At 63.1% G+C, this 25,981-nt stretch carries 24 protein-coding genes; 12 read left to right on the top strand and 12 right to left on the bottom strand.

Annotation, left to right across the window (positions count from 1 at the left end; translation table 11 throughout):
* Window positions 1-696 precede the first annotated feature (696 nt).
* A complete protein-coding gene (locus IVB18_RS30995) occupies window positions 697-1,209 on the bottom strand; it encodes an Lrp/AsnC family transcriptional regulator (RefSeq protein WP_247984149.1) in 513 nt (170 codons plus the stop codon).
* Between the two features lie 45 nt (window positions 1,210-1,254).
* Window positions 1,255-1,407 (bottom strand): hypothetical protein, encoded by a 153-nt coding sequence (locus IVB18_RS30990; protein WP_247984148.1) that lies wholly within the window; start codon window positions 1,405-1,407, stop codon window positions 1,255-1,257.
* Here IVB18_RS30990 and IVB18_RS30985 point away from each other — a divergent pair.
* Entirely contained in the window at window positions 1,406-1,702 is a 297-nt protein-coding gene (locus IVB18_RS30985; protein WP_247984147.1) for a hypothetical protein, read from the top strand. The two genes, IVB18_RS30990 and IVB18_RS30985, sit on opposite strands and share 2 nt — an antisense overlap.
* Window positions 1,703-1,807: 105 nt before the next feature.
* A complete protein-coding gene (locus tag IVB18_RS30980) occupies window positions 1,808-3,076 on the top strand; it encodes an IS256 family transposase (RefSeq protein ID WP_247984146.1) in 1,269 nt (422 codons plus the stop codon).
* Between the two features lie 282 nt (window positions 3,077-3,358).
* Here IVB18_RS30980 and IVB18_RS30975 read toward each other — a convergent pair whose 3' ends face one another.
* Genes IVB18_RS30975 through IVB18_RS30965 form a run of 3 tightly spaced genes read right to left on the bottom strand, consistent with a single transcriptional unit; the run spans window position 3,359 to window position 6,442 of the window.
* Window positions 3,359-4,174, bottom strand: a complete 816-nt coding sequence (locus IVB18_RS30975; protein ID WP_247984145.1) for a MetQ/NlpA family ABC transporter substrate-binding protein — start codon at window positions 4,172-4,174, stop codon at window positions 3,359-3,361.
* Between the two features lie 46 nt (window positions 4,175-4,220).
* Complete coding sequence (locus IVB18_RS30970) at window positions 4,221-5,564, bottom strand: LLM class flavin-dependent oxidoreductase (RefSeq protein WP_247984144.1); 1,344 nt, start codon at window positions 5,562-5,564, stop codon at window positions 4,221-4,223.
* Window positions 5,565-5,605: 41 nt separating this feature from the next.
* Window positions 5,606-6,442 (bottom strand): methyltransferase domain-containing protein, encoded by an 837-nt coding sequence (locus tag IVB18_RS30965; protein WP_256476443.1) that lies wholly within the window; start codon window positions 6,440-6,442, stop codon window positions 5,606-5,608.
* 373 nt (window positions 6,443-6,815) lie between these two features.
* On the opposite strand from IVB18_RS30965, the gene IVB18_RS30960 reads away from it, so the two are divergent.
* The 5 genes from IVB18_RS30960 (at window position 6,816) to IVB18_RS30940 (ending at window position 12,281) form a co-directional block, all read left to right on the top strand.
* Window positions 6,816-8,255, top strand: coding sequence for an NAD(P)/FAD-dependent oxidoreductase (locus IVB18_RS30960; RefSeq protein WP_247984142.1), 1,440 nt, complete (start codon window positions 6,816-6,818; stop codon window positions 8,253-8,255).
* A gap of 300 nt (window positions 8,256-8,555) precedes the next feature.
* Window positions 8,556-9,482 (top strand): TauD/TfdA family dioxygenase, encoded by a 927-nt coding sequence (locus IVB18_RS30955; RefSeq protein WP_247984141.1) that lies wholly within the window; start codon window positions 8,556-8,558, stop codon window positions 9,480-9,482.
* A 21-nt stretch (window positions 9,483-9,503) separates the two neighbouring features.
* Complete coding sequence (locus IVB18_RS30950) at window positions 9,504-10,562, top strand: ABC transporter substrate-binding protein (protein WP_247984140.1); 1,059 nt, start codon at window positions 9,504-9,506, stop codon at window positions 10,560-10,562.
* Window positions 10,559-11,419, top strand: coding sequence for an ABC transporter ATP-binding protein (locus IVB18_RS30945; RefSeq protein ID WP_247984139.1), 861 nt, complete (start codon window positions 10,559-10,561; stop codon window positions 11,417-11,419). The genes IVB18_RS30950 and IVB18_RS30945 overlap by 4 nt, the downstream gene beginning before the upstream one ends.
* A complete protein-coding gene (locus IVB18_RS30940; RefSeq protein ID WP_247984138.1) occupies window positions 11,412-12,281 on the top strand; it encodes an ABC transporter permease in 870 nt (289 codons plus the stop codon). Before IVB18_RS30945 ends, IVB18_RS30940 begins: the two co-directional genes overlap by 8 nt.
* Here IVB18_RS30940 and epsC read toward each other — a convergent pair.
* The 6 genes from epsC to IVB18_RS30910 are packed head-to-tail and all read right to left on the bottom strand — an operon-like array spanning window position 12,278 to window position 17,708.
* Entirely contained in the window at window positions 12,278-13,228 is a 951-nt protein-coding gene (gene epsC, locus IVB18_RS30935; RefSeq protein ID WP_247984137.1) for a serine O-acetyltransferase EpsC, read from the bottom strand. The genes IVB18_RS30940 and epsC overlap by 4 nt on opposite strands.
* A 39-nt stretch (window positions 13,229-13,267) precedes the next feature.
* Entirely contained in the window at window positions 13,268-13,840 is a 573-nt protein-coding gene (locus IVB18_RS30930) for a flavin reductase family protein (protein WP_247984136.1), read from the bottom strand.
* Between the two features lie 49 nt (window positions 13,841-13,889).
* Window positions 13,890-15,122 (bottom strand): acyl-CoA dehydrogenase family protein, encoded by a 1,233-nt coding sequence (locus IVB18_RS30925; RefSeq protein WP_247984135.1) that lies wholly within the window; start codon window positions 15,120-15,122, stop codon window positions 13,890-13,892.
* 23 nt (window positions 15,123-15,145) lie between these two features.
* The gene (locus tag IVB18_RS30920; protein WP_247984134.1) at window positions 15,146-16,150 is read right to left on the bottom strand and encodes an NrtA/SsuA/CpmA family ABC transporter substrate-binding protein; all 1,005 of its coding nucleotides are present in this window, start codon (window positions 16,148-16,150) and stop codon (window positions 15,146-15,148) included.
* A 17-nt stretch (window positions 16,151-16,167) separates the two neighbouring features.
* Window positions 16,168-16,896 (bottom strand): ABC transporter ATP-binding protein, encoded by a 729-nt coding sequence (locus IVB18_RS30915; RefSeq protein ID WP_247984133.1) that lies wholly within the window; start codon window positions 16,894-16,896, stop codon window positions 16,168-16,170.
* Complete coding sequence (locus tag IVB18_RS30910) at window positions 16,893-17,708, bottom strand: ABC transporter permease subunit (protein WP_247991773.1); 816 nt, start codon at window positions 17,706-17,708, stop codon at window positions 16,893-16,895. Before IVB18_RS30910 ends, IVB18_RS30915 begins: the two co-directional genes overlap by 4 nt.
* A gap of 341 nt (window positions 17,709-18,049) precedes the next feature.
* On the opposite strand from IVB18_RS30910, the gene IVB18_RS30905 reads away from it, so the two are divergent.
* Entirely contained in the window at window positions 18,050-19,141 is a 1,092-nt protein-coding gene (locus IVB18_RS30905) for an LLM class flavin-dependent oxidoreductase (RefSeq protein ID WP_247984132.1), read from the top strand.
* 13 nt (window positions 19,142-19,154) lie between these two features.
* On the opposite strand, the gene IVB18_RS30900 is transcribed toward IVB18_RS30905, so the two are convergent.
* Window positions 19,155-20,495 (bottom strand): LLM class flavin-dependent oxidoreductase, encoded by a 1,341-nt coding sequence (locus IVB18_RS30900; protein ID WP_247984131.1) that lies wholly within the window; start codon window positions 20,493-20,495, stop codon window positions 19,155-19,157.
* Between the two features lie 321 nt (window positions 20,496-20,816).
* Here IVB18_RS30900 and IVB18_RS30895 point away from each other — a divergent pair, with 321 nt between their 5' ends.
* Genes IVB18_RS30895 through IVB18_RS30880 form a run of 4 tightly spaced genes read left to right on the top strand, consistent with a single transcriptional unit; the run spans window position 20,817 to window position 25,974 of the window.
* Window positions 20,817-22,427 (top strand): ABC transporter substrate-binding protein, encoded by a 1,611-nt coding sequence (locus tag IVB18_RS30895; protein ID WP_247984130.1) that lies wholly within the window; start codon window positions 20,817-20,819, stop codon window positions 22,425-22,427.
* Between the two features lie 6 nt (window positions 22,428-22,433).
* Window positions 22,434-23,351, top strand: coding sequence for an ABC transporter permease (locus IVB18_RS30890; RefSeq protein ID WP_247984129.1), 918 nt, complete (start codon window positions 22,434-22,436; stop codon window positions 23,349-23,351).
* Window positions 23,348-24,256, top strand: coding sequence for an ABC transporter permease (locus tag IVB18_RS30885; protein ID WP_247984128.1), 909 nt, complete (start codon window positions 23,348-23,350; stop codon window positions 24,254-24,256). The genes IVB18_RS30890 and IVB18_RS30885 overlap by 4 nt, the downstream gene beginning before the upstream one ends.
* A complete protein-coding gene (locus tag IVB18_RS30880; RefSeq protein ID WP_247984127.1) occupies window positions 24,253-25,974 on the top strand; it encodes an ABC transporter ATP-binding protein in 1,722 nt (573 codons plus the stop codon). Before IVB18_RS30885 ends, IVB18_RS30880 begins: the two co-directional genes overlap by 4 nt.
* The last annotated feature ends 7 nt before the right edge of the window (window positions 25,975-25,981 follow it).

Below are 25,981 nucleotides of genomic sequence, written 5' to 3'. Positions count from 1 at the left end.
GGGTGCGCGAGTCGGTGAATCATGAGTTAATTTTCCGGCAAATTTCGCCACTCGCCGGTCCCGCGACTCAGTCTACGACGACTTCGTCGCACAAAAAAGCGGGTGCACGCGGATGCCAAATTCGAATGACGTCGCCAGCAACGAGATGCTTCGGGAACGCGTCCTGTCCTTGCTCGTGGTGGGGGCCAGCGTGTTGGGGGAAGCGCCGTCTTACTGATACAGGCGTTACCGCCAATACTTCATGGGTTTCCGTAGGGGCGGAAACGAGTTTCGAGCGGCACACGAGCCATGTTAAGCCGGGAACAAGTGTCCAATTAAACGTCCAACAAAGCGTCCAACACGAAAATTGGCCAGCACGCGTGAGTAATTGGAATTACGAGCAAAAACCTGCAGAAATATTTGCGTCGGAGCGCTTCACCCGCTCCACGGCACGATTTTCTGCGCTTTCCTACGATCTTGCGCGATCGGGCCAGTTTGCGCTCGGAGCTTCATCAGTCTCATGCCGCCCATGATGGATTGGACCGGGGCATCTCGAAAAGCCAAACTTGATCAGGACTTAAGAACCCAGATCTGAAGGAATTGGGCTGCCGATGTCGAGGGCTGGGCTCTCCCGGGCGGTCATCTTCAACCGGAAGATCAGCCCGACGCCGTCCTCGATACCGTCAGGCCATTTCTCGCGCGTCACGCGCGGAGACTTTAGTGTGCGGCCACCACCAGCGGAATCGGCAGCGCCGTAATCGACTTGATCTTTTCCATCGCAAAGCGCGAGGTGACGTTCTTGAGCGGAACGGCGTGGATCAGCTTCTTGTAGAACACGTCGTAGCTCAACATATCCGGAATGACGACGCGAAGCATGTAGTCGACATCACCGGCCATCCGGTAGAATTCCATCACCTCGGGCATGGCGCTGACGGCCTCGGCGAAGCGCTTCAGCCAGGCGTCCGAGTGATCGGAACTCTCCACCGAGACGAAAACCGAGAGGCCGAGCCCGATCTTGTTCTGGTCGACCAGCGCAACCCGCCTCAGGATCACGCCGTCGGCCTCCAGTCGCTGGATGCGCTTCCAGCAGGGTGTCGAGGACAAGCCGACGCGGTCCCCGATTTCCGCAACCGAGAGCGAAGCGTCATCCTGAAGAACTGCCAGGATCTTCCGGTCGATGGCGTCGAGACGGCGGGCAGTCTCGGCGAGCTGCAACGCAGCGTCGGTCATGGGAGAAACCTCAATGTGATGAGAAGTCGAACACGCTTGCGGGTGTCAGCCGTGGGGCCCGAACAGGTAGATCTCGTAGAGATCGTCCTGCTTGTCGTCCGGGCCACCTGTCCGCGGCCGCAGTGAGCGCTGGAACCATCCGCGTGCCTGTTCGATCAAACGAGCGCAGCCTGATTGCAGCGAGATGACATAGCTCATGTTCACTCCGGACAGCGGTGTAGGGCGAGAACCCGAAAAAGCTATCACGGCAGGGATGGCGTTGAACATTGCTACACTCTCGTCGGGATCAGTTTGGTTGAATCGTGCTGGCGTCGTCGCCAGCGCGATTCGAAAATTCCACGGGGCTTGGCAGCGATGGATGATTTTGATGTCTATCGCCGGGCCAAAAGCAAAAGGCATCGCCTTGCTAGTCGACCGCCAGCAGCGCAAGCACGTCGGCCTGCCGGAGCCGCGGTACGGAACCGAGGTTGGATGGCCTGCGGCAGGACGCTGATGCTGGATGAGCTATGCGGGAAAGTGGGTGATGACGGAATGAGATAGGCGGCGTATCGAGGCGGGTGTCGAGCCTGCCAGAACCTCTCAAGGAGAGCGATACGCCATGAACGAGACTAGCAATATTGTTGCCCTTCGTCAGCCCGACAATATCGACGATCCACTGACCAATATTCTGCGAACTGGTGCGCGGCAGCTTCTGGCGCAGGCCGTCGAGATCGAAGTCGAGACGTTTCTTGCCACGGTGAAGGATTTGAAGCTTGCCGACGGGCGCGCCCGTGTCGTGCGGCATGGTTACGGCCCGGCGCGAACGATTGCGACCGGCATCGGCCCGGTCGAGATCGCGCGGGCGAAGATTCGAGACCGCGGGGCGGCCGGTGACGGCGAGCGGATCCGCTTCAGCTCGGCGATCCTGCCGCTGTGGGCGCGGAGGACCAGGAGCCTGGATGCGCTGTTGCCGGTGCTGTACCTGCGCGGCATCTCGACCGGTGATTTCCAGGAGGCGCTGACGGCCCTACTGGGCAAGGACGCGCCGAACCTGTCGCCGGCGGTCATCTCCCGGCTGACGGCCGAGTGGCAGGGCGAGTACGAGCGCTGGCAAAAGCGCGATCTGTCGGCGCGGCGCTACGTCTATGTGTGGGCTGATGGCATATTCCTGCAGGCACGCATGGAAGACCACGGCGAATGCATGCTGGTGCTGATCGGCGCGACGCCGGAAGGCAAGAAGGAGCTGATTGGCTTTCAGGTCGGCGTCCGGGAGAGCACGCAGAGCTGGCGTGAGCTCCTGATCGACGTCAAGCAGCGCGGGTTGCAGATCGCCCCGGAAATTGCCGTTGGTGACGGTGCGCTCGGCTTCTGGAAGGCGCTTGACGAGGTCTTTCCTGGCACGCGGCACCAGCGCTGCTGGGTGCACAAGACCGTGAACGTCCTGGACAAGGTGCCACTCTCGGTGCAGGCCAACATGAAGAAGGACCTGCGCGAAATCTACTGGGCGCCGAACCGGGCGGCCGCCGAGGCGGCGATCGACGTCTTCGCCGAGAAATACCGCGTCAAGTACGGCCGGGCGGTCGAATGCCTCGCCAAGGACCGTGACGCGCTGCTGGCCTTCTACGACTTCCCTGCCGAGCATTGGGATCACTTGCGCACGACCAACCCCATCGAAAGCGTGTTCGCAACCGTGCGGCACAGAACCGTGCGGACGAAAGGATCACTGTCGTCAACGACAGCAAGGCTGATGGTGTTCAAGCTGGTCGTCGCCGCATCGAAAACCTGGCGGCGGCTCAAAGGCACAAATCAGTTGCCGAAGGTCATCGCAGGTGTCAGATTCAACGACGGCATCGAGGTCATCCACATGCCGGCAAACCACGCCGCCTGATCGCCTCGTCACCCAAAATCCTGCATAGCTCGATGCTGGATAGAGCATGGGCATGCCCATGCCTCCGGACACGAGATACGGCAAGGCCCCGTCAGCTCGCCCATGCAAATGCGCGCCTGTCATGATGCCCAGCGCGAACAGGAAGGTGATCAGCAGGACCAGCGGCAGGATGAAGGCCTCACGGAAGCCGACCTGATCAGTCACCGCCCGCGCGTCGATCGTGCGCTCGGCAACGGAACGGCGGCTGGCCCATTCGAGCGTGAATTCGAACATGCGCTCTGCTCACTTCATGTAGTCAGGCAAAGTGAACCCGTCATAGAACCGATCGCCCTGGATCGCCGTCTTGAACGCGGGCGATTTGTAGCCGGCGACGATGTCCTGGGCCCATTCGGCGTTGGCATTGGCCTTCTTCACGGCAAGGACGTTGATGTAGGGCGTCGTCATCTTCTCCAGCGCGAAGGCGTTGGTCAGCTTCAGCCCGCTGAAAATCGCGAAATTGCCCTGGATGGCCGCGAAGTCGACGTCATCGAGCACCCGTGGTGCCTGCGCGGCTTCGAGTGGAACGAGCTTGATGCCGCCGGGACTCTTGAGGACATCGAGCTCCGTGACGTCGACCGGCTTGCTGTCGCGGATCTCGATCAGACCGAGGTCGCGCAGAACCCACAGCGCGCGCTGCAAATTGACGGGATCATTCGGCACCGCGACGCTCGAACCCGGCTTGATCGGCGTACCCAGCGGGTGTTTCTTCGAATAGAGACCCATCGGCGGGGTGGGGACGTGCACGATGCCGACGAGATCGGTCTTCTGCCGCTCATTATAAGAGTCGAGGAAGATCGTGTGCTGCATCACATTGGCATCGATCTCGGACTTGAACACGGCGTTGTTGGCTTCAAGGCCGGTCGAGAACTCGACATAACGGATCTTGTAGCCCTTCTTCTTCAGCTCGGGCTCGACGCCGATCTTGAACTCGTCAATGTACGGTCCCGGCACGAAGCCAACCCGCAGCTCCGGTTTTGCGGGCTGCTGTGCAAAGCCGTCTCCGGCAGCGAGCGGAGAAAGAGCCAAAAGGCCGGAGAGGAGAAACAACGCTGTCTTCATGTCTGCTTACTGATCTCGAATTGGGATATGAGTGCGGAGGGCGGTATCAGGCGATCGCCTTGGCCGCGCTGGAATAGATGCTGGCGAGACGCGTCAGGCCGTAATGCTCACGCAAGGTCGTGCCGGTGTAATCCTCGCGGAACAGGCCGCGCTTGCGCAGGATCGGGACGACCTGCTCGGCAAAGACATCGAAGCCGCCAGGCAACCACGGCGGCATGACATTGAAGCCGTCGGCGGCGCCGCCTTCGAACCAGGTCTGGATGTTGTCGGCGATCTTTTCCGGCGTGCCGGCAATCACCCAGTGGCCGCGCGCGCCGGCGAGCCGCTGTACCAGCTGGCGAATGGTCGGCTTCTCGCGATCGACGATGTCGACAACCAGCTTGAAGCGGCTGGCGACACCGCGCGCGCTCGCTGTGTCGATGAGGTGGCGCGGGACGGGACCGTCGAGATCGTAGCCGGTGAGATCGACACCGATCATCTGGCGCAGTTGGGTCAGCGAATATTCGGGCTGGATCAGCTCGTTGAACTCATCCTGGAGGCGGTCCGCTTCGGCTTGCGTGCTGCCGATGAAGGGACTGATTCCGGGCAGGATCTTGATCTCGTCGGGACCGCGGTCGAAGGTGCGGGCCTGGCGCTTGATGTCGGCATAGAACGCCGTTGCCGACTCCAGTGTCTGATGCGCCGTGAAGATTGCCTCCGCGAACCGGGCGGCGAAGGCGCGGCCGTCGTCGGAGGCGCCGGCCTGTACGTAGACCGGCCGACCCTGCGGCGTGCGCGAGATGTTCAGCGGGCCACGAACGCGAAAGTGCTTGCCGACATGGTCGAGCGTGTGGATCTTGCTGGTATCGGCGAAGATGCCGGAAACGGGGTCGTTGACCAGCGCGTCGTCCTCCCAGCTGTCCCAGAGCCGCGAGATGACGTCGAGATATTCGCGGGCGCGCTCGTAGCGCTCGTGGTGAGGCGGATGCTCGGGCAGCCCAAAATTCTGCGCGGCCTGGGGCGCGCTGGTGGTGACGATGTTCCAGCCGGCGCGGCCCCGGCTGAGGTGATCGAGCGAGGCAAACAGTCGCGCCAGATTGTAAGGCTTGGTATAGGTCGTCGACGCCGTCGCGATCAGGCCGATGCGCGTGGTCACCGCCGCGATCGCCGCGAGCCACGTAATTGGCTCGAAACGAAAACGCTGGGCGTAACGGACATTATCAGCCAGCGCCGGCCCGTCAGCAAAGAAGATGGCGTCGAACTTACTCGCCTCGGCACGCTGCGCCAGCTCCTGGTAATAGGTGATGTCGAGAATGCGGTCCGCCTCGGACCCCTTGTAGCGCCAGGCGGCTTCGTGGTGGCCGCCCGGATAAATGAAGAGATTGAGAACAAGCTGCCGTTGGTTGCCCATGATTCGAATATCCAGGTGCGATTGCCGGGGTGACGCGGCGACTAGGAAACGGACGGGATATTTTGCGACTCCGGCTTTCGCGCGAACGCGAATCGCAGATATCGCTCCAGGCGGAGGCCCTCCGGCGTGCGCTTCGCCTCGACCAGCGCAGCGAAGGCGGCGTCGATCGCTTCCCGTTCCTCCGGGGAAAAGTCGCCGAGGAAGTTGCCGAATGCGCTGGCTTCGGACCATCCGAGCACCGAACTCACGTCGCCGTGCAAATCGACGAGTGATCGCAGGTCGCTCCGGTAATCAACGAAAGCGGTTTCGGCGAATAGCGCCTTGAGCTCGACGTCGGTTGCTCCGAGCACACGGTGCGACTCGCCGCTTCGTTCGCCGAATCCGGCCTGTTCGATTGCCTGGCGAAGCAAGGTCCGCGACTCGTGAGGTTTGGTCGGGTCCTGAACGTTCAACCCGACCCGGCCTCCCGGCTTGAGGACGCGGCGAATCTCGTGCAACGCGCGCTGCTTGTCCGCGATCCAGTGGAAGACGCTGTTGAGGTACACGGCATCGAATTCGCCGGACCCAAAGCGCGAAAGGTCCTCGGCGCGGCCGACATCGAAGCTCAGCGTCTTCGACGCGCGGAGGCGCGCGATAGCGATACGGTTTTCGAGCGGATCGATGCCGATCACGCGGCCGTCAGGGCCGACGAGTTTCGCGACGAATTCGGTGAGCCGGCCAGTGCCCGCGCCGATATCGAGCACGCGATCCCCGGACTTCAACGCCAGAGGACCGACGAGGAATTTGCCGTGGTGAAACTGGAGGATACCGGCCTGCTCGTAGGTGCGAGCAAGCTCGGGCGTGTCCCGTTCGAGGCTGATGACGCTGGGGGTCGACATCGTGTTGTCCAAAATCTCAAAGGGCCGTCGAGGTGGCTTGATCAAGATAAACTCTATGTTGTCAGGGAGAGAAATGTCGATGAAATGGATTTGCGTTGTTCGGTTCGATGCGAGCATGAATCTAGCGGCAGGAGTGCGCGAAATAGATGATGTCGCGAGCTGATCGTCTTAATCCGAAAGCGCTACGCACGCCGAACGTTTCACCCTGTTCGATGGCTATGCCGCGCTATCGACGCAAATCTTTCAACGCGTTGTAACCTCGCGATGGGTTCGTTGTCCGGGTGGCTAAACAAGACCGATTCCATTTCATTGACTGAGTGTCGTTCGCTTCTACGATTTGATCGCATCTGATCCTGACAAATCCGGGTGCAACATGTTTCAGTCCGATATCGACACCGCGGCTCGCGAGACCATGCGTCTGATTGGTCCAGATCCGCAGAACTGGATCCCGGATCGTCAGGGGATTGATCACAACGTCGCCATCATCGGCGGCGGGCAATCCGGAAGCGCCTTCGCCGTTGCGTTGCGTCGTGCCGGCATCGGCAAGGTCACGGTGATCGATGCCGCCGGCGACGCTGCTTCGTCTGGTCCCTGGTTGAGCAGCGCGCGCATGAACAAGCTGCGTACGCCGAAAGGGTTGCTGGGGCCTGAACTCGGTTTGACCGGACTGAGTTTCCAGGCCTGGTATGAAGCCCGCCACGGCGCCGCCGCATATGAAGCGATCGATCGTATTGCCCGGGTGGATTGGGCCGCCTACCTCGATTGGTATCGCAGCACGCTTCGTATCGACGTGCGCTATCGGACGCGGCTTCTCCGTGTCGAGCCGGCCGATGACCATCTGCGGCTTCATCTCGACGTGGCCGGCGAAGCGCGAACGGAAACGGCCCGCAAGGTCATTCTTGCCAGTGGATTCCCCAGTAACGGCGGTCCGTCCGTTCCCGACGTGCTCTCGCGCAATCTGCCAAAGGAGCTTTACGCTCATACGCTGGAAGCGATCGATTTCGAGAAGCTGCGCGACAGGTCAGTCGCGGTGCTGGGCAGCGCGGCCTCTGCATTCGACGCCGCGGCGGTGGCGCTCGAAGCCGGGGCGAGGGAGGTGCATCTCTTCGCGCGGCGCGACAGGCTCGCCTCGGAGCCGGTGATCAGGACGCGCGGCTATCCGGGAGCTTACGACAATTACGGATCGTTGCCGGACGCTCTTCGCTGGCATCAGGCCATCCGTTTCCGCCGTGCCGGATCCACGCCGCCGCCTGATGCGGTCGGGCGCGCCGTCAGGTTCCCGAATTTCCACCTTCATCTGGCGGCGCCGTGGACGTCGGCCAAGCCGTTCGGGCGGCGGCTACTTGCAACCACGTCGCATGGCGATATCGCATTCGATTTCGTCATCGCCGGTACGGGTTATCAGGTCGATCTCGCAAAGACGCCGGAGCTGGCCGCCTTCTCCGACAAGATCCTGTTGTGGCGCGACCGCTTATCGCCTTCTGCGGACGAGCAGGACGAAACGCTGGGCGCACATCCCTATCTCGGGTCGGGGCACGAATTCCTGGAGAAAGCGCCCGGCCGCGCGCCCTATCTCCGCAACATCCACGTCTTCAACCCCGCGGCGTTCGTGAGCTTCGGCTTGCCGATTGGAGACGTCCCGAGCTTCAGGCGCGATATCCCGGGCGTCGTCGCGCGGATCAGCAGGGATCTATTCCATGACGACCTTCCGGCGCATGAGGCGCGGATCAATGGACAGATCGCCGATGATTTCGAGCCCGCGCTATATGCGTCGGCCGTCTGGCGTTCGCCGAGCACAGTCGCAGCAGAATAGAGGAGAGCGCAAATAACAACCGGACACGCCATGACAGCGGACGCGTCTGTTTCGTACTTGCCTTGAACTTTGGAAGCTATTTCCGGAGCCCTTGAGTTAACATCGTGTGACTGAACAAGAGGCCGCATTGATGCAGCCTCTACGGAAAGATCCCGCCAGACGCGATTGCCGCCAGTGCAGACGGCAATCCCGCAAGAGGATCGATCGCAACATCACTGTGTTTTTCTCCGCCGTCGCGTCAGCGATCGGCGAATGGCGGAGCCTTGTCCAAAAATCGATCGCGGTCTTGGGGAAGATGACATGACGGACGCAATCACCATCGACAACGTCATTCCGCGCGCGGACATCGTCAAGCGCTCGGCACGTATTGGCGCCGAAATCAGGAACATCAAGCTCTCCGGCGATCTCCCGGACCGGACGGTCGCGGCGATCAACCAGGTTTTGCTCGAGCACAAGGTCGTCTTCTTCCGCGACCAGAACCATCTCGACGACGCCGAGCAGGAGAGCTTTGCCCATCGGCTTGGCAAGCTGGTGCCGCATCCGACGGTTGGCGCGACCAAGGGAACGGCGTCGATCCTGGAGCTCGATTCCGGACGCGGCGGCGGCCGCGCCGACCAGTGGCACACCGATGTCACCTTCGTCGACGCCTATCCGAAGATCTCCGTGCTGCGCGGGGTCGTGATCCCCGAGTTCGGCGGCGATACGATCTGGTCGAACACGGCAGCGTCCTATCTCGATCTGCCGGCGCCGCTGCGCAAGCTCGCGGACGAACTCTGGGCAGTGCACAGCAACGCCTATGACTACGCCGTCAAGACCCGCGCGAGCGAGGCCGATAGGAAGCACTTCGAGGAGGTCTTCACCGGCACGATCTACGAGACCGAGCATCCCGTCGTTCGCGTCCATCCCGAGACCGGAGAACGGACGCTGGTGCTCGGCAATTTCGTCCAGCGCTTCGTCGGCCTGTCGAAATATGACAGCCAGAAGCTGTTTGACCTGTTCCAGTCCCACATCACCGCGCCCGAGAACACGGTGCGCTGGAGCTGGCAGCAGGGCGATGTGGTGATCTGGGACAACCGCGCCACCCAACACTACGCTGTCAACGATTACGGCGACCAGCACCGCGTCGTCCGGCGCGCCACCATCGACGGCGAGGTGCCGGTCAGCATCGACGGCCGCAACAGCGTCACCCGCGTCAAGTCGAACAAGCCGCAGGCGAAGGCCGCCTGAAACGAGCAAGGAGTGAATACAATGACAAACGCTATCTCTGCGTTGCGTCGCCTGGTTGCCGGTCTGCGTGCAAGAGGACGGCAACTTGGCATCGCCGCCCTCGGGCTGACGGGACTCGTCGGCAGCGCCATGGCCGAGCCGCAGCTCGAAAAGACCGAGATCCGCTACCAGGGCTGGGCCGGGCAGGTGACCTTCGTCGAACTGGCCGACGATCTCGGCTATCTCGCCCCGCTCAAGCTGAAATGGATCGGCAACACCATCAGCGGTCCGCAGGACATCCAGACGGTGGTGACCGGCGACATCGACATCGGCGGCGCGTTCTATGGCGCGATCATCAAGCTGATCGCCGCCAAAGCGCCGATCAAGGCGGTGGTCGGCTATTACGGATCGGACGACAACACCTACAACGGCTATTACGTGAAGGAAGACAGCCCGATCAAGACCGCGCGGGACCTGATCGGCAAGAAGGTCGCGGTCAACACGCTCGGTGCACATCTCGAATTCGTGCTGCGCGAGTATCTGGCGCGCAATGGCCTGACGCCGGCGGAGGCGAAGCAGGTGACGCTGGTCGCGATCCCGCCCGTCACCGGCGAGCAGGTATTGCGGCAGGGGCAGGTCGAGGTGGCCACGCTCAACGGCGTGCTGCGCGACAAGGCGCTCGAACGCGGCGGCATCCGCAGGCTGTTTGCCGATACCGACATCTTCGGAAACTTCACCGGCGGGTCCTACGTGCTGCGGGACAAGTTCATCAAGGACAATCCCAACACCTCGCGCAAGCTGGTCGAGGGCGTGTCCCGTGCCATCGCCTGGGCGCAGACGACGCCGCCGGAGGAGGTTCGCGCCCGCTTCGAGCGCATCATCGCCGATCGCAAGCGCAACGAGGACGCCACGCCCATCAAGTACTGGAAGAGCACGGGTGTTGCGACCAAGGGCGGCGTGATCGGCGACGTCGAGCTTCAAGTGTGGGTCGACTGGCTGGTCAAGGATGGTCTCTTGAAGCCGGATCAGCTCAAGCCGTCTGATCTCTACACCAACGCGTTCAACTATTTCCGTCCCGGCAAGACCGCGGAGGCCAAATGACCACGGCCAAGATCAGATTCGAGCATGTACGGAAGGAATTCCTGGTCCGGGGCCCGGGTGGCGGGCCGGCGCAGCGCTTCACTGCGCTGGACGACATCACGCTGGATGTCCGTCCCGGCGAGTTCCTGGCGCTGGTCGGGCCGAGCGGCTGCGGCAAGTCGACCTTGCTGGACCTGCTCGGCGGCCTGACCGCGCCGAGCAGCGGGCGCGTCCTGCTCGACGGCAAGGTCATCAATGGGCCGGCACGTGATCGCGGCATCGTGTTCCAGCAATACGCGCTGTTTCCCTGGCGCACGGCCGCGCAGAATGTCGAGTTCGGACTCGACATCGCCGGCCTGAAGGCCAGGGCGCGGCGGGAGAAGGCGCTGCACTATCTCGATCTGGTCGGGCTGTCCGGCTTTGCCGACCGGTATCCGCACGAGCTCTCGGGCGGAATGAAGCAGCGCGTCGCGATCGCGCGAAGCCTCGCCTACGACCCGGAGGTGCTGCTGATGGACGAGCCGTTCGCGGCGCTCGACGCGCAGACGCGCGAGACGCTGCAAGGCGAGCTGTTGCAGATCTGGCGCAGCACCGGAAAGACCATCCTGTTCATCACGCATGGCATCGACGAAGCCGTCGTCCTTGGCCAGCGCGTGGCGGTGATGACCTCGCGTCCCGGCCGCATCAAGCAGATCGTCGATATTCCCGACGAACTGCACAGCGAGACCGAGGACGTCCGCTCGTTGCCGCAGTTCGGGCATGTGCGGCATGAGGTCTGGTCCTTGCTGCGCGACGAGGTGTTGAAGGCGCAAGGAGCTCAGGTAGCCGCAGCTGAAGGCGAGCGCGTCGCAAAGGCGAAGGAATTGGCTCATGTCTAATCTGGAGATGCTGACGCTGCTGGAGCTGGCCGAGGGAAGTCCGAAGGACCGGGCCGCACAACACGCCGGCGCACTTACTGCGCTGACAGGCGGTTTCGCGCGATGGTTCGGCGCCATCGGACAGCGATCGCTGCTGCTGCTGTTGTTCCTGACCGTCTGGGAGACGGCGCCGCGGCTGGGTCTGGTCGACGTGACGTTTCTGCCGCCGTTCTCCGAGGTGATCGCCGCGGGCTGGCAGCTCGCGCAGAGCGGTGAACTCTATGACGACGTCGGCGCGAGCCTGCTGCGGGCGCTGAGCGGATTCCTGATTGCCGTCGTTCTGATGGTGCCGCTGGGCCTGCTCACGGGATGGTACGCCCGGCTGGGCGATCTCCTGAACCAGACCATCGAGATTGCGCGCAACACGGCGCCGCTGGCGCTGCTGCCTGTGTTCATCCTGCTGCTTGGCATCGGCGAACTCTCGAAAGTCACGATGGTGGTCTATAGCTGTGCCTGGCCGCTGCTGCTCAATACGATCGCGGCCGTCCGGCAGGTCGATCCGCTGCTGGTCAAGTCGGCGCGGACGATGGGCGCGACGCCAAGCCAACTGTTCCGGAAGGTGATCCTGCCGGCGTCGCTGCCGACAATCTTCGTCGGCATTCGGCTGGCAAGCGCCTCCGCGATGCTGGTGCTGGTGGCCTCCGAGATGGTCGGCGCGAAGTCCGGGCTCGGCTATCTCATCATCAACAGCCAGTACAGCTTCCTGATCCCGCAGATGTATTTCGGCATCCTCGGAATCACCGTGATCGGCCTCGTCTTCAACGCGATCCTCGAGGCGCTGGAACGTCGCTTGATGCGCTGGAAGGCGCCCGTGGCGGCCTAGCCGGGTTTGTTGCGGGCCGTAGCCTGCGTCACGATGCTGTTCGGCGGCACATCCTGGGTCACCCAGACGTTGCCGCCGATCGTCGAGCCGCGGCCGATCGTGATCCGGCCGAGAATGGTCGCGCCGGCATAGATCACGACGTCGTCCTCGACGATCGGATGCCGGGCGTCGCCCTTGATCAGACTGCCTTCATCGTCGGTTGGAAAGTGCCGTGCCCCGAGCGTCACCGCCTGATAGATGCGGACGTTGTCGCCGATGATGGCAGTCTCGCCGATCACGACGCCGGTGCCGTGATCGATGAAGAAGCCGGAGCCGATGCTGGCGCCGGGATGAATGTCGATGCCGGTCCTCGTATGAGCGATCTCGGCGACCAGCCTCGCGACCAGCCGTGCCCCGAGCTGATGGAGGATGTGGGCGAGGCGGTGGTGGATGATCGCGGTCATTCCGGGATAGCCGATCAGGATCTCGGGGAAGTTCCTGGCCGCGGGGTCGCCGACGAAGGCGGCGCGGAGATCACTGATGATCAGGCCACGCACGTCGGCAAGCTGTGACGCGAACCTGCGCGTCAGCTCGATCGCATCGTCGCGCCGGAAGCCGGCCGTGAGCTCGTCGCCGATGAAGATCGCGGCGCGATGGACCTGGTCGCACAGGCTGTCGAGCGCAATGCTGAGGCGGTTTCCGACGAAATAGTCGATATTCTCCCCGTCGAGGTCGAACTGGCCATAATGGCGCGGGAACAGCGCTTCGGTCAGGCTGTCCAGGATGATCTGAAGGGCCTCGCGCGAAGGGGCGCGGCGGGCCTCACCATCCCGGCGGATGCTGTGGGTCTCCTCCCGGGAGACGCGGAGCGCGGCGACGACTCGCTCAAGCTGCCACCGCTTCTGCGTCGAATTATCGGGGCTGCGCGCCTCGTTGTCGGACGGCTCGTGGGGGATTTCGTGCTTCATGCCGCCTCAGTCCCATCGGGGTGATGTCGGATGATAATGTCACCTGACATGGGCCAGGGGAATACTGATCTCGGCGAGCAGGTCCAGGTCAACGTCGTGATTGATCTCGATGTACTGGCCATTCCAGTAGACCAGTCCCGACACCTGGGGTGACAGCTCGAAGCTCAAGATGCTGCCGACGATGATCCCGTGCGAATGTCGCTCGATGATCTCCTCCACCTGGCATTCGATCGTTGCCAGCGAATGGCCGAGCAGAGGGACGCCCGATGTGCCGGTAGTCCAGGATATATCTTCGAAGCGCTCCGCACCTTTGAGCCTGCTGTTGCTGAACCGGCTTGCCAGCTCCTGCTGATCGGACCCGAGGATGTTGACTCCGAACACGCGATGACGATCGATCGGGGCAAAGGAGGAGGCTTGCCGATTGACACTGACCAGCACGCGGGGCGGGCTTGCGCTCAGCGATGTCAGCGACGTCACCGTCATGCCCGTGATGTCATGGTCGCGGCCCGCGGTGATGATGCTGACGCCACCCGCAAGACGACGCATGACGGCACGAAACTGGTGCTCGATTTCGTTGCCGGCGTTGACCAGATGAATGTCCGACTTTCCCATCTGTCTCTCCTCGCGTCGCGCCTGCCGGGGCTGGATTTGGGTCCTTCCGCTAGAAGAACCCCTTGGCGGGCAATGGACTGCCGTTGATCTCGAATTCGCCGATCGAGCGTGCCTTGTAGGTGGTCGGATTGTGCGAGGACAGCGTCCGCGCATTGCGCCAGTGGCGGTCGAAATTGGTGACCTTTTTGGTCGCGGACGCGCCGCCGACGTCGAACAGCAGGCTGCCGCCGCGGATGGCGAAATCGTCCGCGATGATCTTGGCCTTAGCGGAAAGTAGCGCGGCAGTGTGGGCAGCTTCCGCCGCATTCGTCGCGCCCGCCTCGAAGGCGTCGGTCGCGACGTCCAGCGCCTCGGCGGCCGCCAGCACCACGGTCTCGGCGGCGAAGGCGCCGCTGGCGATCTGGCCGACCGTCTGCTGGAGAAGCGGGTCGTCGGTCGGGATTTCGGTCGGCGCGTAGTAGAAGGTGCGCTTGCGCGAGCGCACCAGCGCGGTCGCATCACGCAGCGTTGCGCGCGCAATGCCCGCAACGATCGCCGTCAGGAAGAGCTGGGCGAATGTGTTGGAGTAGGGCACACCATAGCCCGTGTCCGGCGCATCGAAGACGATCTCCTGGCGCTTGACCTTGACGTTGCGGAAGTGCGTCGTGCCGGTGGCCGTGAGCCGCTGCCCGAGGCCGTCCCAGTCGTCGACCAGCTCGATGCCTTCGCGCTTGATCGGGACGATTGTTGCGCCGCTGGTGCCGGATGGATCGGCCGCGCGCACCAGGACATAGTCCGAGTACAATGTTCCGGTGCTGTAATATTTGGTGCCATTCAGCAGGTAATCGCCGTTTCCATCGGGTGTGAACGTCGTGCTAGGGGTGACATTGCCGACGCGCGGGCTTTCGAGCTCGGTCGTTGCAAGCCCGATGATGGCCCCTTCGGCAACCGCCTTCTGCCATTGCCGGCTCTGCTCGTCCTTGGGGTTGCGCACCAGCCGCTCGACCACGCTGAAATGATTGCGCAGGATATGCGCCACATTGGCGTCGGCCTCGCCGAGCCGGATGACGAAAGCGAAGAGATCGCGGATCGTGCTGCCGGCGCCGCCGGCCGGAACGGGGAGCCGCAATGCGCCCAGACGAGCGCGGCGAATGAGATCGATGACATCGAAGGGCAGGATCCGTTCGCGTTCGCGGTCGCTTGCGCCCTCGGCGATCTGGTTGAGCAACGCCTCCAGTTCGGGCGAGCCGGTCTTGAACGGCTCGGATGTGTTCAGGGAGGGCGTGGATACGGACTTGTTCATTGTCTTGGCCTGTTGGAATGGTCTCAGAGTTGGGCGAGGTGGTCGGTCACCTTGACAGGCTCGGGCAGGACTTTGCGGGCAACGAGCCAGTCGGCCGCCTTTTGCAGCTCGCCAATGAATTGCTCGTCGTTGACCGCGAAGTAGCGATACTGGCGCTTCAGCGCGATGAACTGATCGCGAACCTCGTCGCTGTACTTTCCGGCCTTCTGCGCGATGTACTCGGCATCCTTGCCGTTCTCCGAGATCCATTTGCCTTCGGCGCGGAACGCATCGTTCACGGCGCGAACCAGCGCGGGATTATCGGTCGCGAATTTGCGGGTGGTCAGGTAGGAGGTGTAGTCGATCTGGAATTCGAGGTCGCGGCCTTCCAGGAAGATGTCGTGCGCCTTGTACTCGCGCCGGGCGATGTCGACGCCGGGACTCCACATCGACCAGGCGTCGACCTTGCCGGAGGCAAGTGCCGGTGCCGCGTCGGGCGGATTGAGATAGACGAACTTCACCGCGGTGCGGTCGACCTTGTGCTTCTCGAGCGCGGCGACCAGCAGGAATTCGCCGAGGCCTGAACGGTTGACCGCGACCGACTTGCCGACGAGATCCTCGATCTTGTCGATGCCGGAGCCGTCCTTGGCGATGATCGCCGTGGTGCGCGGCTCGTAGACCACGAACTGCGTGAACACCAGCGGAGAGCCGGCGATGATGGCGGCCAGGGCCGGCGTGGTGCTGCCGCCGAAACTGAAGTCGGCACTGCCGCCAGTGACGGCCTGCAAGGTCGGCGCATGGTTCGGGAAGGGCCCGAGCCATTCGACCTTGATGCCATCCTTGGCCAGCACCTTCTCGAACTCACCGCGTTCTTTGGCGATCAGATTGAGGCCGCCGAGACCCCAGGTCAGGCGAACCGTGTCGGTGACACGGCCGGACGCGGCCTCGGCAAACTCGCCGAAGTTCATGCCGGCAAGGGCGCCAACGCCAAAGGCTGCCGAGCCGAGGAAGCTGCGCCGGGACGGTTTGGCGATCGGGGATTCAGACATAAGAGCCTTCCGGTAACCTAGTTGGGGGAATGAGATATCACGCCAAGCTCGCCCAAAAGTTCGGCGCGCGAGATGGGTGTCGCGCCGTCGCGCACGGCGCTGTGCTCGAAGGCAATGGCGCCATGACGCATCACCAGGATGCGGTCCGCCAGCGCGATCGCCTCATCGACATCGTGGGTGACCAGCAGCACACCCGGCTGATGATTGGCGACGAGTTCCCGAACGAGCTCATGCATGCGGATGCGGGTGAGCGCATCGAGCGCGGCAAACGGCTCGTCGAGCAGCAGAAGCTCGGGTTGCTGAACCAGCGCGCGGGCAAGTGCCACGCGCTGGGCCTGTCCGCCGGAGAGGTTGCGCGGCCAGTCGTCGAGACGATCGCCGAGACCGACCTCGGTGAGGGCTTCGGCGGCGCGTTCGCGCGCGTTGGGTGCCCGCAAGCCGAGCGAAACGTTGCGCCAGAGGTTGTCCCAGGGCAGGAGCCGATGCTCCTGGAACACCACTGCAGGCCGGCGAGGCGCCACGATGCGGCCACCCTGGATGTCATCGAGGCCGGCGAGGGCCCGTAGCAGCGTGGTCTTGCCGCAACCACTCTCGCCCAGCAAGGCGACGAACTCGCCGCGCTCGATGCGCAGGTTCAGCTTCTCGATGACGACGCGGCTGCCGTAGCTGCGGACGAGATTGCTGACAACGACGGCCGGCCCTGACTCGGATAACGCGGGGGACAGTGGAGCGACGTGAACGTTCATCGTGCCGCTCCATAGTTCGGATGCCAGGCGAGCAGGCGCCTTTCGAGAAAGCGGGCAATGGCGTCGGCCGCGACGCCGATCAGCGCGTAGATCACGATCGTCAGGAAAATAACGTCGGTGCGCAGAAATTCGCGCGCATCCATCGCAAGAAAGCCAATTCCCGACTGCGCGCCGATGGTTTCAGCCACCACCAGTGCGAGCCAAGCCGTGGCCAAGGCATAGCGGACGCCGGTCAGAATTGACGGCAACGCGCCGGGAAGGATGATGCGGCTGATCAGTTGGATTGAGCTCAGGCCCTGGACCCGGCCGAGTTCAAGCAGTTTGGGGTCGACCTGGCGGATGCCGAGGACGGTGTTGATGTAGATCGGGAACGTGACACCCAGCGCCACAAGGAAGATCTTCTCCGCTTCGCCGACGCCGAGCCAGACGATGACCAGAGGAAGCGCGGCCAGGAAGGGGATCGCCCTGATCATCTGAACGCTGCGGTCGATTGCTGCTTCCGCAATCCGCGAGAAGCCGACGAGGATGCCGAGTCCGGTGCCGACCGCCGCACCGATCGCGAAGCCCGCCGCCGCGCGCAGCAAGCTCACGCCGAGATCGTTCAGCAAGGTTCCGGTAGTCGCAAGCTTGAACGCCGTCCGGATGATCTTGCTCGGCGCGGGCAGCACCTGTGGCGAAAGCCATCCCGCCTGCGCAAGCGATTCCCAGACGATCACCAGCAGCACGGGTGCAAGCCAGGAGAGGAGCTGAAGGCCGCCAGCGCCAAGCCTGCTCGCCGATGCGAGCGGTTTGTCACTGCTTTGCGACGGCAGGTTGCCATCCGCACCGATTACGGTGCGGTCGATTTGGCTCAGTTCGATATTGCTCAAGACGTGAGACCTCGTTCCACTCACTGCATCTGATGCAGGAGGTGTGACGCCAATGACCTGCCGTCCACGTAAAATGTCCCACGAAATCGAGCCGACAGAAATAGAGCGCTATTTCAATTGTCGTTCGTTCTGGAGTGATCTGCTGTCGTCACAGTGCTGGCGCGCGACAAAGAAAATCTTTTGATGATCGGCTGCTTGATCTCGCGTCAGTCCTTGACGAGAACGCGTGATAATTGCTGGCGGGAATTCGCTGGTATGCGTTGAGAGAGTTACAGGAGAGCACGATGACGGTTGCACCTCTTCGCTTCGGGATTTGGGCGCTGGTGCACGGCCCGCGTGCGGCGCATCAGGACCCGGAAGAGCCCTATGATGCTTCCTGGGAGCGCAATCGGGATCTCATCCTCGCCGCCGAGGAACTCGGCTACGATTCGACGTTGATCGCGCAGCACACGATCAATCCGCATCAGGAGGATCTCGATCAGCTCGAAGCCTGGAGCGCTGCCGCCGCGATTGCGGCACTGACGAAGCGCATCGAGATCATCGCTGCGATCAAGCCCTATCTCTATCACCCCGTCGTACTCGCAAAGCTGGCGCTCGGGATCGAGAACATCAGCCGCGGCCGGTTTGCGCTCAATCTAGTCAACGCCTGGAACCGGCCCGAACTGGAGAAAGCGGGAATCGGCTTTCCCGAGCACGATGCGCGCTATGCCTACGGCAAGGAATGGATCTCCATCGTGTCGCGTCTGATGGAGGGCGAACGCCTCAATTACAGCGGCGAGCACTTCAACGTCTCCGACTATGCGCTGCGGCCGACCAGCCTCTACCGCAAGCGGCCCGCCATCTATGTCGGTGGCGAATCCGAGCCGGCGCGCGATCTCGTTGCCGGCCATGGCGACGTCTGGTTCATCAACGGCCAGCCGCTCGACGATGTCGCCGGCCTGATTTCCGATGTCGCGACACGTCCGCGCGGCTCCGCGCCGCCGCTCCGGTTCGGTCTGTCTGCTTTTGTCGTCGCGCGCGAAACGAGAGAGCAGGCGCAGGCTGCCCATGAGCGGCTGCTTAGCCTGGCCGCAAGGGATGCGCCGATGAAGGCGATCCAGAAGCAAAATACCGACCCCAAGGTCGTGATGATGCAGACCATGCAGAAGACGCCGCGCGTCGGCAGCAATGGTGGCACGGCCGCGGGGCTGGTCGGCAGCTATGACGAGGTCGCCGCGCGCATCGAAGCGTTCCATGCCGCGGGCATCGAGCTCTTCATGCTGCAATTCCAGCCGTTCGAGGCCGAGATGCGGCGATTTGCGCACGAGGTGATCCCGCGTGTGCGGGCGAGGCAATCGGCAGGGCCTGCCGAGAAGCTGACCCACTCCCTGGGATAGATTGTCGTGACGGCTAGGCCGTTGCGACTTCCGGCGGCTGCTTCGCGTAGCGGCTTGCCGGTCGCGACAGGCCAAAATGATCGCGGAGCGTCGAGCCGGTGTATTCGGTTCGGAACAGCCCGCGCTTCTGCAAGATCGGCACGACGGTATCGACGAAGGTTTCGAGCCCGGACGGCAGAACGTCCGGCATCAGGTTGAAACCGTCGGCGGCACCTGCCTTGAACCAGGCCTCGATATCGTCAGCGATCTGCTCCGGTGTGCCGACGATGATGCGGTGTCCGACGCCGCCGCCGAGCGCGCGGATCAACTGGCGAACGGTGAGGTTGCCGCGTCGGGCAAGATTCACGGTGCCCTGGAACATCGTGTGATTGGCGTTGACCGGCAGCGGCAGCGGGTCCGGCAGGGGCTTGTCGAGCTCGAGTAGGGCAGCGTCGATCTGGAGTGTTCCGGCGAGGCGCGCCAGGCTGTATTCGATCGGCACCAGCTCCCATAGCTCGTCCTGCCGCCGCTTGGCTTCCGCCTCGGTGCTGCCGATGACGGTGGCGAGCCCCGGCAGGATGACGATGGAATCGCCCGACCGACCATAAGTCGCGGCGCGCGCACGCAGGTCGCGCGCATAGGCGACGCCTTCCTCGATGCTCTGCGCCAGCGTGAACACGGCTTCTGCATAGGCCGCCGCGAAGTCGCGTCCGTCGTTCGAACCGCCCGCCTGCACCGTGACCGGACGGCCCTGCGGCGAGCGCGGGACGTTCAGCGGTCCGGCCACCGAATAATGCGAGCCGCGATGGGCGATCGGATGCACCTTGGACGTATCGACAAATCTGGCGCTCGCCTTGTCGCCGACGAAGGCATCGTCCTCCCAGCTGTCGAACAAGGCGTGGACGACTTCTGTGAATTCCTTGGCGCGCTCGTAGCGGGCTTTGTGCTCCGTCACCGACGAGAGGCCGAAATTCCGGCCTGAAGCGGCGTCTGCCGTCGTGACCGCGTTCCATCCCGAGCGCCCGCCGCTGGCGTGATCGAGCGTCACGAAGCGGCGCGCGATATTATAGGGCTCGTTGTAAGTCGTGGACACCGTCCCGATCAGGCCGATGTGCCTGGTCGCGGCGGCGACTGTCGCCAGCACGATGGTCGGCTCCATCGATGTGAACGACCGGTAGTCGATGCGATCGTTGACGGCCGGTGAATCCGCCAGAAAGATCGCGTCGAGCTTCCCGCGCTCCGCGATCTGGGCGACGCGGACATAATGACCGAGATCGAAGAAGGCGCGCGGATCGCTGTCCGGCAGGCGCCAGGCCGACGGATAGACGCCGGAGTGAAGCAGGTTGACGTTCAGGTGCAGTTGGCGTGGCGGCATGGGATTTCCGGATTCAGCGTCTAGTCGGGGCGCGATGTGTAACAAGCGGGCAGCATCGAATTGCCGGATTCGCGTTCGATGTCGTCGATTTCATCCATCGTGGGTTCATGCGCACGAATAATTTTTCAAACTTCATGCGTGGCCATCATGCCGCTCGTTTGCGTGTTGCGTTTGCGCGCGACGACGAATTACATCGCGATGCAACAAGAGATAACGCCTAGCGCGGATCGAATGAAGCGTAAACGCGCATCATCTCTCATTTGGTGATGTTCGATGTGTTGATTGCGCCGGCGGTAGCAGAAACAAACGTGGGTGATGCGGATGAAGAAGAATAATTTGCTGGTGAGTGGCGTGGCGATCGCCTTGCTTGCGTCGAATCCCGCGAGCGCCGAGGAACAGCCGGTCTCTGGCGGCGCGCTCCGATGGGGCGTGACGACCGAGCCGGCCTGTTTCGACCCGCATTACGCATCGCAGCAGGCCGCGTTCTTCGTGGCTCGCAACTATATCGACTCGCTAATCGCGAAGAAGACTGATGGCACGTTCGCGTCTTGGCTTGCGACTGAATGGTCGATCTCGGCCGATGGCAGGGAATACACCTACAAGCTCCGTGAGGACGCCGTCTTCCATGATGGCGAGAAGTTCGATGCAGCCGCGGTGAAAGCAAACTTCGATTTCATCAAGAAACCGGAGAACGCGGTGACGGCCGTGTCGCTGCTGCAGGCCTACGACCATGCCGAGGTGGTGTCGCCCTTCGTGGTCAAGTTGGTGCTGGCCGCCCCGGACTCGAGCTTCCTGGAATCGACATCGAACGTGAAGCTCGGCCTGATCTCGCCCAAATCGCTGGCGAAGGGCGATCTCTGCGGCGGCGGCCGCACATTGGCAGGCACCGGACCATTCGTGTTCGACGGCTACATTCGCGGCCAGTCGGCGGTGTTCGTCCGCAATCCCGCCTACAATTGGGCGCCGGGCAATGCGGCCCACAACGGACCGGCTCATCTGGACCGCGTGACATTCCGCTTCCTTCCGGAATATGCCGTTCGCACCGGCGCGCTGACATCGGGGCAGGTGGATCTGATCGAAGGTGTGCAGCCGACCGATGCGCCGCTGTTTGCGGAGCAGCCGGGCTTCAAGCTCCTGACCGGGCCTTCCGGTGCCAGCACCTCGTTCACGTTCAATATCAACTACACCCGCCCGCCGGCCGACGATGTTCGTGTCCGCCGCGCATTGCGCGACGGCTTCGATCTCGAACCGATCGTAAGGCAGGTCTATCTCGGCACCGTTCCGCGCGCCTGGTCGATCATCGGCCCGGCCAACCCCGCCTACAACAAGGCCCTGGTCGGCTCCTGGGGCAACGACGTCGCCGGTGCCAACAAGCTGCTCGACGAAGCCGGCTGGACCGGCCGCGACTCCGAGGGTTTTCGCACCAAGGACGGCAAGCGCCTGTCGATCGAGGTTGGCTATCCCCAGCCCTATGTGCGCGACAGCCGCGATATCCTGATCCAGGGCGTTCAGGCCGCACTTCGCAAGAATGTAGGTCTGGATCTGAACTTGCGCCTGATAACCGCGGGCGAATACGCCAAGAACAACGCCAACGGCACCTGGGTGATCTATCCCAACACGGACAATCCGTCGGACCCGGCGCGCGAACTCTGGGACATGCTGGGCTCGAAGGGCTTTCTCTATTCCAACATTCCCAATCCTGATGCCGAGATCACCGGCCAGATCGACGAGGCGCTGCGATCGACCGACCCGGTTCGCAAGCGGCAGCTCACCGACGCGATCCAGAAGCGCGGCGTCGATCAGGCCTTCATCGTGCCGTTATTCGCGCCGAGCTGGTTCCTGGCGGCGAAGAGCAACGTCAATGGTCTGGGATTCGAGGCCGGCCTCGACTCGCCGTCCAACGCCTACGACTTCTGGATCGCGAAGAAGTAATCGACCATGTGGTCCCGCATCATCTCCAGGCTGTTCACCAGCCTGGTGGTTGCCTGGGCGAGCGTGACAGCGACATTCCTCGCGCTGCATGCCTTGCCGGGGCGCATCCAGGACATTCTGGCTGGCGATCTCGAATATCCCGGCCTGCGTGAGGCGATCGCGGCCGAATGGGGGCTCGATCGTAGCCTGCCGGCGCAGTATTTCGATTTCCTGTCTCGGATTTGTCGTGGTGATTTCGGCACGTCCTATGTACTGCGGCAGCCCGTGATCGAAATCGTAGGGTCGCAGCTTATGCCGACTGTCGAACTCGCGCTGGCGGCGGGCGTGCTGGCGATTATCCTTGCCGTCCTCATCGCACTGCTCACCGCGGGGCGCGGGAGGTTCTCGCGCGAGCTGGCCTCGCTGGTGGAGCTCGTGTTCGCTTCGACGCCGGTGTTCTGGCTCGGCATCCTCCTGCTAATGGCGTTCTCGTTCAATCTGCGCTGGTTTCCGGTGTCCGGGGCTGAGGGGTGGAATTCCCTGATCCTGCCATCGATCACCCTGGCGCTGCCCACGGCTGGCTTGCTGACGCAGGTGCTGCGCGAAGCCATGGAGAAGACGCTCGATCAGCCTTTCGTCACAACCGTGCGGGCGCGTGGCGTCGGCGAGTTCGTGATCCGTTGGCGCCATGTGCTGCGGCACGCGCTGCTTCCCGTCGTCACACTTGGCGGCTGGCTGATCGGCGGGCTGCTCGGCGGCGCTGTGATTACCGAAAAGGTCTTCGGCCGGCCCGGGCTCGGCACCGTGACGTTGGGTGCGGTACTGACCCACGATGTGCCGGTGGTGCTCACGGTCGTGCTGCTCGCCGCATTCATCCACGTGGCAGCTTCGACGCTGCTCGACGTCCTCTATGTGCTGATCGATCCAAGATTGAGGGCCCAATGACCGCGCCATCGCACCGCTCGTTCGATCGCGCCGTTGCGCTCGATCCGCCGGAAGACTTCTTCGGATTGGACTCCCCGGCGCCCGATTTTCGCGAGCGACGCCGGCCGCATTTCGGGCTGATCCTGTCCTTTGTGTTTGTTGCCGCGCTAATCGTGGCCTCGGCCGCGCCGTCGCTGTTCACGCATTTCGATCCGCTGGTCGGGGAATTCACGGAAGGACTGAAGCCGCCGGGCTTGGCGCATCTGTTCGGGACGGATCGTCTCGGTCGCGACGTGTTCGCGCGAACGGTCTACGGCACCCGCTATTCTCTCCTGATTGGTATTGGCGGCGTGGCCGTTGGCCTCGGCTTCGGGATCGTGCTCGGCATCCTTGCCGGGCAGCGAAATCGCATTCTGGACGAGGCGGTGTCACGCCTATTCGACATGTTGTCGTCGTTTCCGGGTGTGCTGCTCGCGATGCTGATCGTGACTTTCCTCGGGCAGGGCATGCTCAAGATCGCTATTGCGGTCGGAATCGCCGGCATCCCGAAATTTGGGCGCGTGGTACGGGCGCAGACCCAGCTCATCCGGGATGCGGACTATGTAACGCAGGCCGCGATCTATGGATTGAGCCGCTGGCAGGTCTTTGTCCGGCACGTGCTGCCCAATGTTCTCGTCGCCATCCCGATCATTGCAACCGTCTATATCGGCAGCACGATCCTGATCGTATCCGGACTGAGCTTCCTCGGGCTCGGCCCGCAGCCGCCGACGCCGGAGTGGGGTGTGATGCTGGCCGAGAGCCGGGATGTGCTGCGCGTCGCCTGGTGGCCCGGCGTATTTCCCGGGCTCGCCATCACCGCAACCGTGATTGCCTTCAGCGTGATCGGCAATCACCTGCAGCAGCGATTTGAGGGGCGGCTCGCATGAGCGGCGCATGTTCGCAGAAGGATCGGGCGGCTCCGATCGTCGACGTCCAGGGACTCAGCATCGGCTTTGCGGGCGCCAATTCCGGCCGGCCGATCGTTGCGGATCTCGATCTGACAATCAGGCCCGGCGAATGCGTGGCGCTTGTCGGCGAATCCGGCTCGGGCAAAAGCATCACCGCACGCAGCCTGCTCAACCTCGCGGGCGAGGGTGCGCGGACGAGCGCGCGGCGGTTCGAGATCAAGGGGCGCGATGCGCGCAAATTCGGCGAAGCCGACTGGCGCAAGCTGCGCGGGACCGTGACGGGTCTCGTGATGCAGGATGCCCTGGTCTCGCTCGATCCCTTGCGCACCATCGGCCAGGAAGTCGGAGAAGTCATCTCGAGCCATGGCATCCTGACCGGTCCGGATGCCATCAGAAACCGGACGTTGGAGACGTTGGGCAAGGTCGGCATCCCCAATCCGGCCGACCGTATCCTGCAATATGCGCATCAATTGTCGGGCGGTCTGCGCCAGCGCGCGCTGATTGCCTCGGCGATCGCTGCCGATCCGGATCTGATCATAGCGGATGAGCCGACCACCTCGCTCGATGTCACCGTGCAGGCGCAGGTGCTCCAGGTCCTGACTGAAAGAATTCGCGAAGGGGCGGGGCTCTTGCTGATCAGCCATGACCTCGCCGTCGTGGTGGGGATTGCGGACCGCGTGATCGTGATGCGGGACGGCAGAGTGGTCGACAGCGGACCGACTCGTGATGTCCTCACCCGTCCGCGTCATCCCTATACAAGGCAGTTGATCGCAGCCGTTCCTTCGACACAGTCGAGGGGATCGCGGCTTGCCTCCGCCCGATTCGAGCTCGACGCAGTCTCGGGCGGAGGGGCGATGGCCATCGTCCGGGAGCGCCTGCCCGAGCGCCCCGCCGCCGGCGAGGTCGTGCTTGAAGTCAAGAAGATCTCGAAAAGCTTCGTGTCGCCGAAAGCCACGGGACGCACGACGTCGGTGGTCTTGCAGGACGTCAGCTTCGATGTGAGGGCAGGCGAGGTCCTCGGCATTGTCGGAGAATCGGGTTCCGGCAAATCCACCTGCGCCAAGATCGTGCTTGGCTTGCTTGCCCCTGACGAAGGCGAGGTGCGATTGCTCGGGCAGCCATGGTCGTCCGTGGCTGAGGTCCGGCGCCGTCCGCTTCGCCGCAAGCTGCAATACATTCCCCAGGACGCGCTGAGCAGCTTCGATCCGCGCTACCGCGTCAGCGACGTCATAGCCGAGAACCTTCCGTCACCTGGGAGCCGCATCGTACGTCTGGACCGGATCGTGTCCTTGCTCGAACTGGTCGGCCTGAGCGCTGATCATCTCGACCGCCCACCGCGATCGCTGTCCGGCGGCCAGCGTCAGCGGGTGTCGATCGCGCGGGCTCTGGCGGCCGAGCCGGCCATCATCGTTTGCGATGAGCCGGTTTCCGCGCTCGACATCTGCATCCAGGCCCAGGTGCTCGATCTGTTGGCGGAGCTTCAGTCGCGGCTTGGAACCGCGCTGCTCTTCATCTCGCATGATCTGGGCGTCATCGAGCATCTCTGCGACCGCGTGCTCGTTTTCCAGCACGGCCGGATTGTCGAGCAGGGCGCCACCGAAGCGGTGCTGGAACGTCCGCAGCATGCCTACACCCAGACCCTGCTGGCCTCCGTGCCGGATATCCAGCGGGGATTGAGTGCAAGCTTTACCGCTTAGCGGCCAG

Origin of the sequence: Bradyrhizobium sp. 186, assembly GCF_023101685.1 — a bacterium.
In the GTDB taxonomy this organism is placed as follows: domain Bacteria; phylum Pseudomonadota; class Alphaproteobacteria; order Rhizobiales; family Xanthobacteraceae; genus Bradyrhizobium.
The sequence above is the reverse complement of the archived record's forward strand: the minus strand, read 5'-3'. Positions and strand labels throughout refer to the sequence as shown.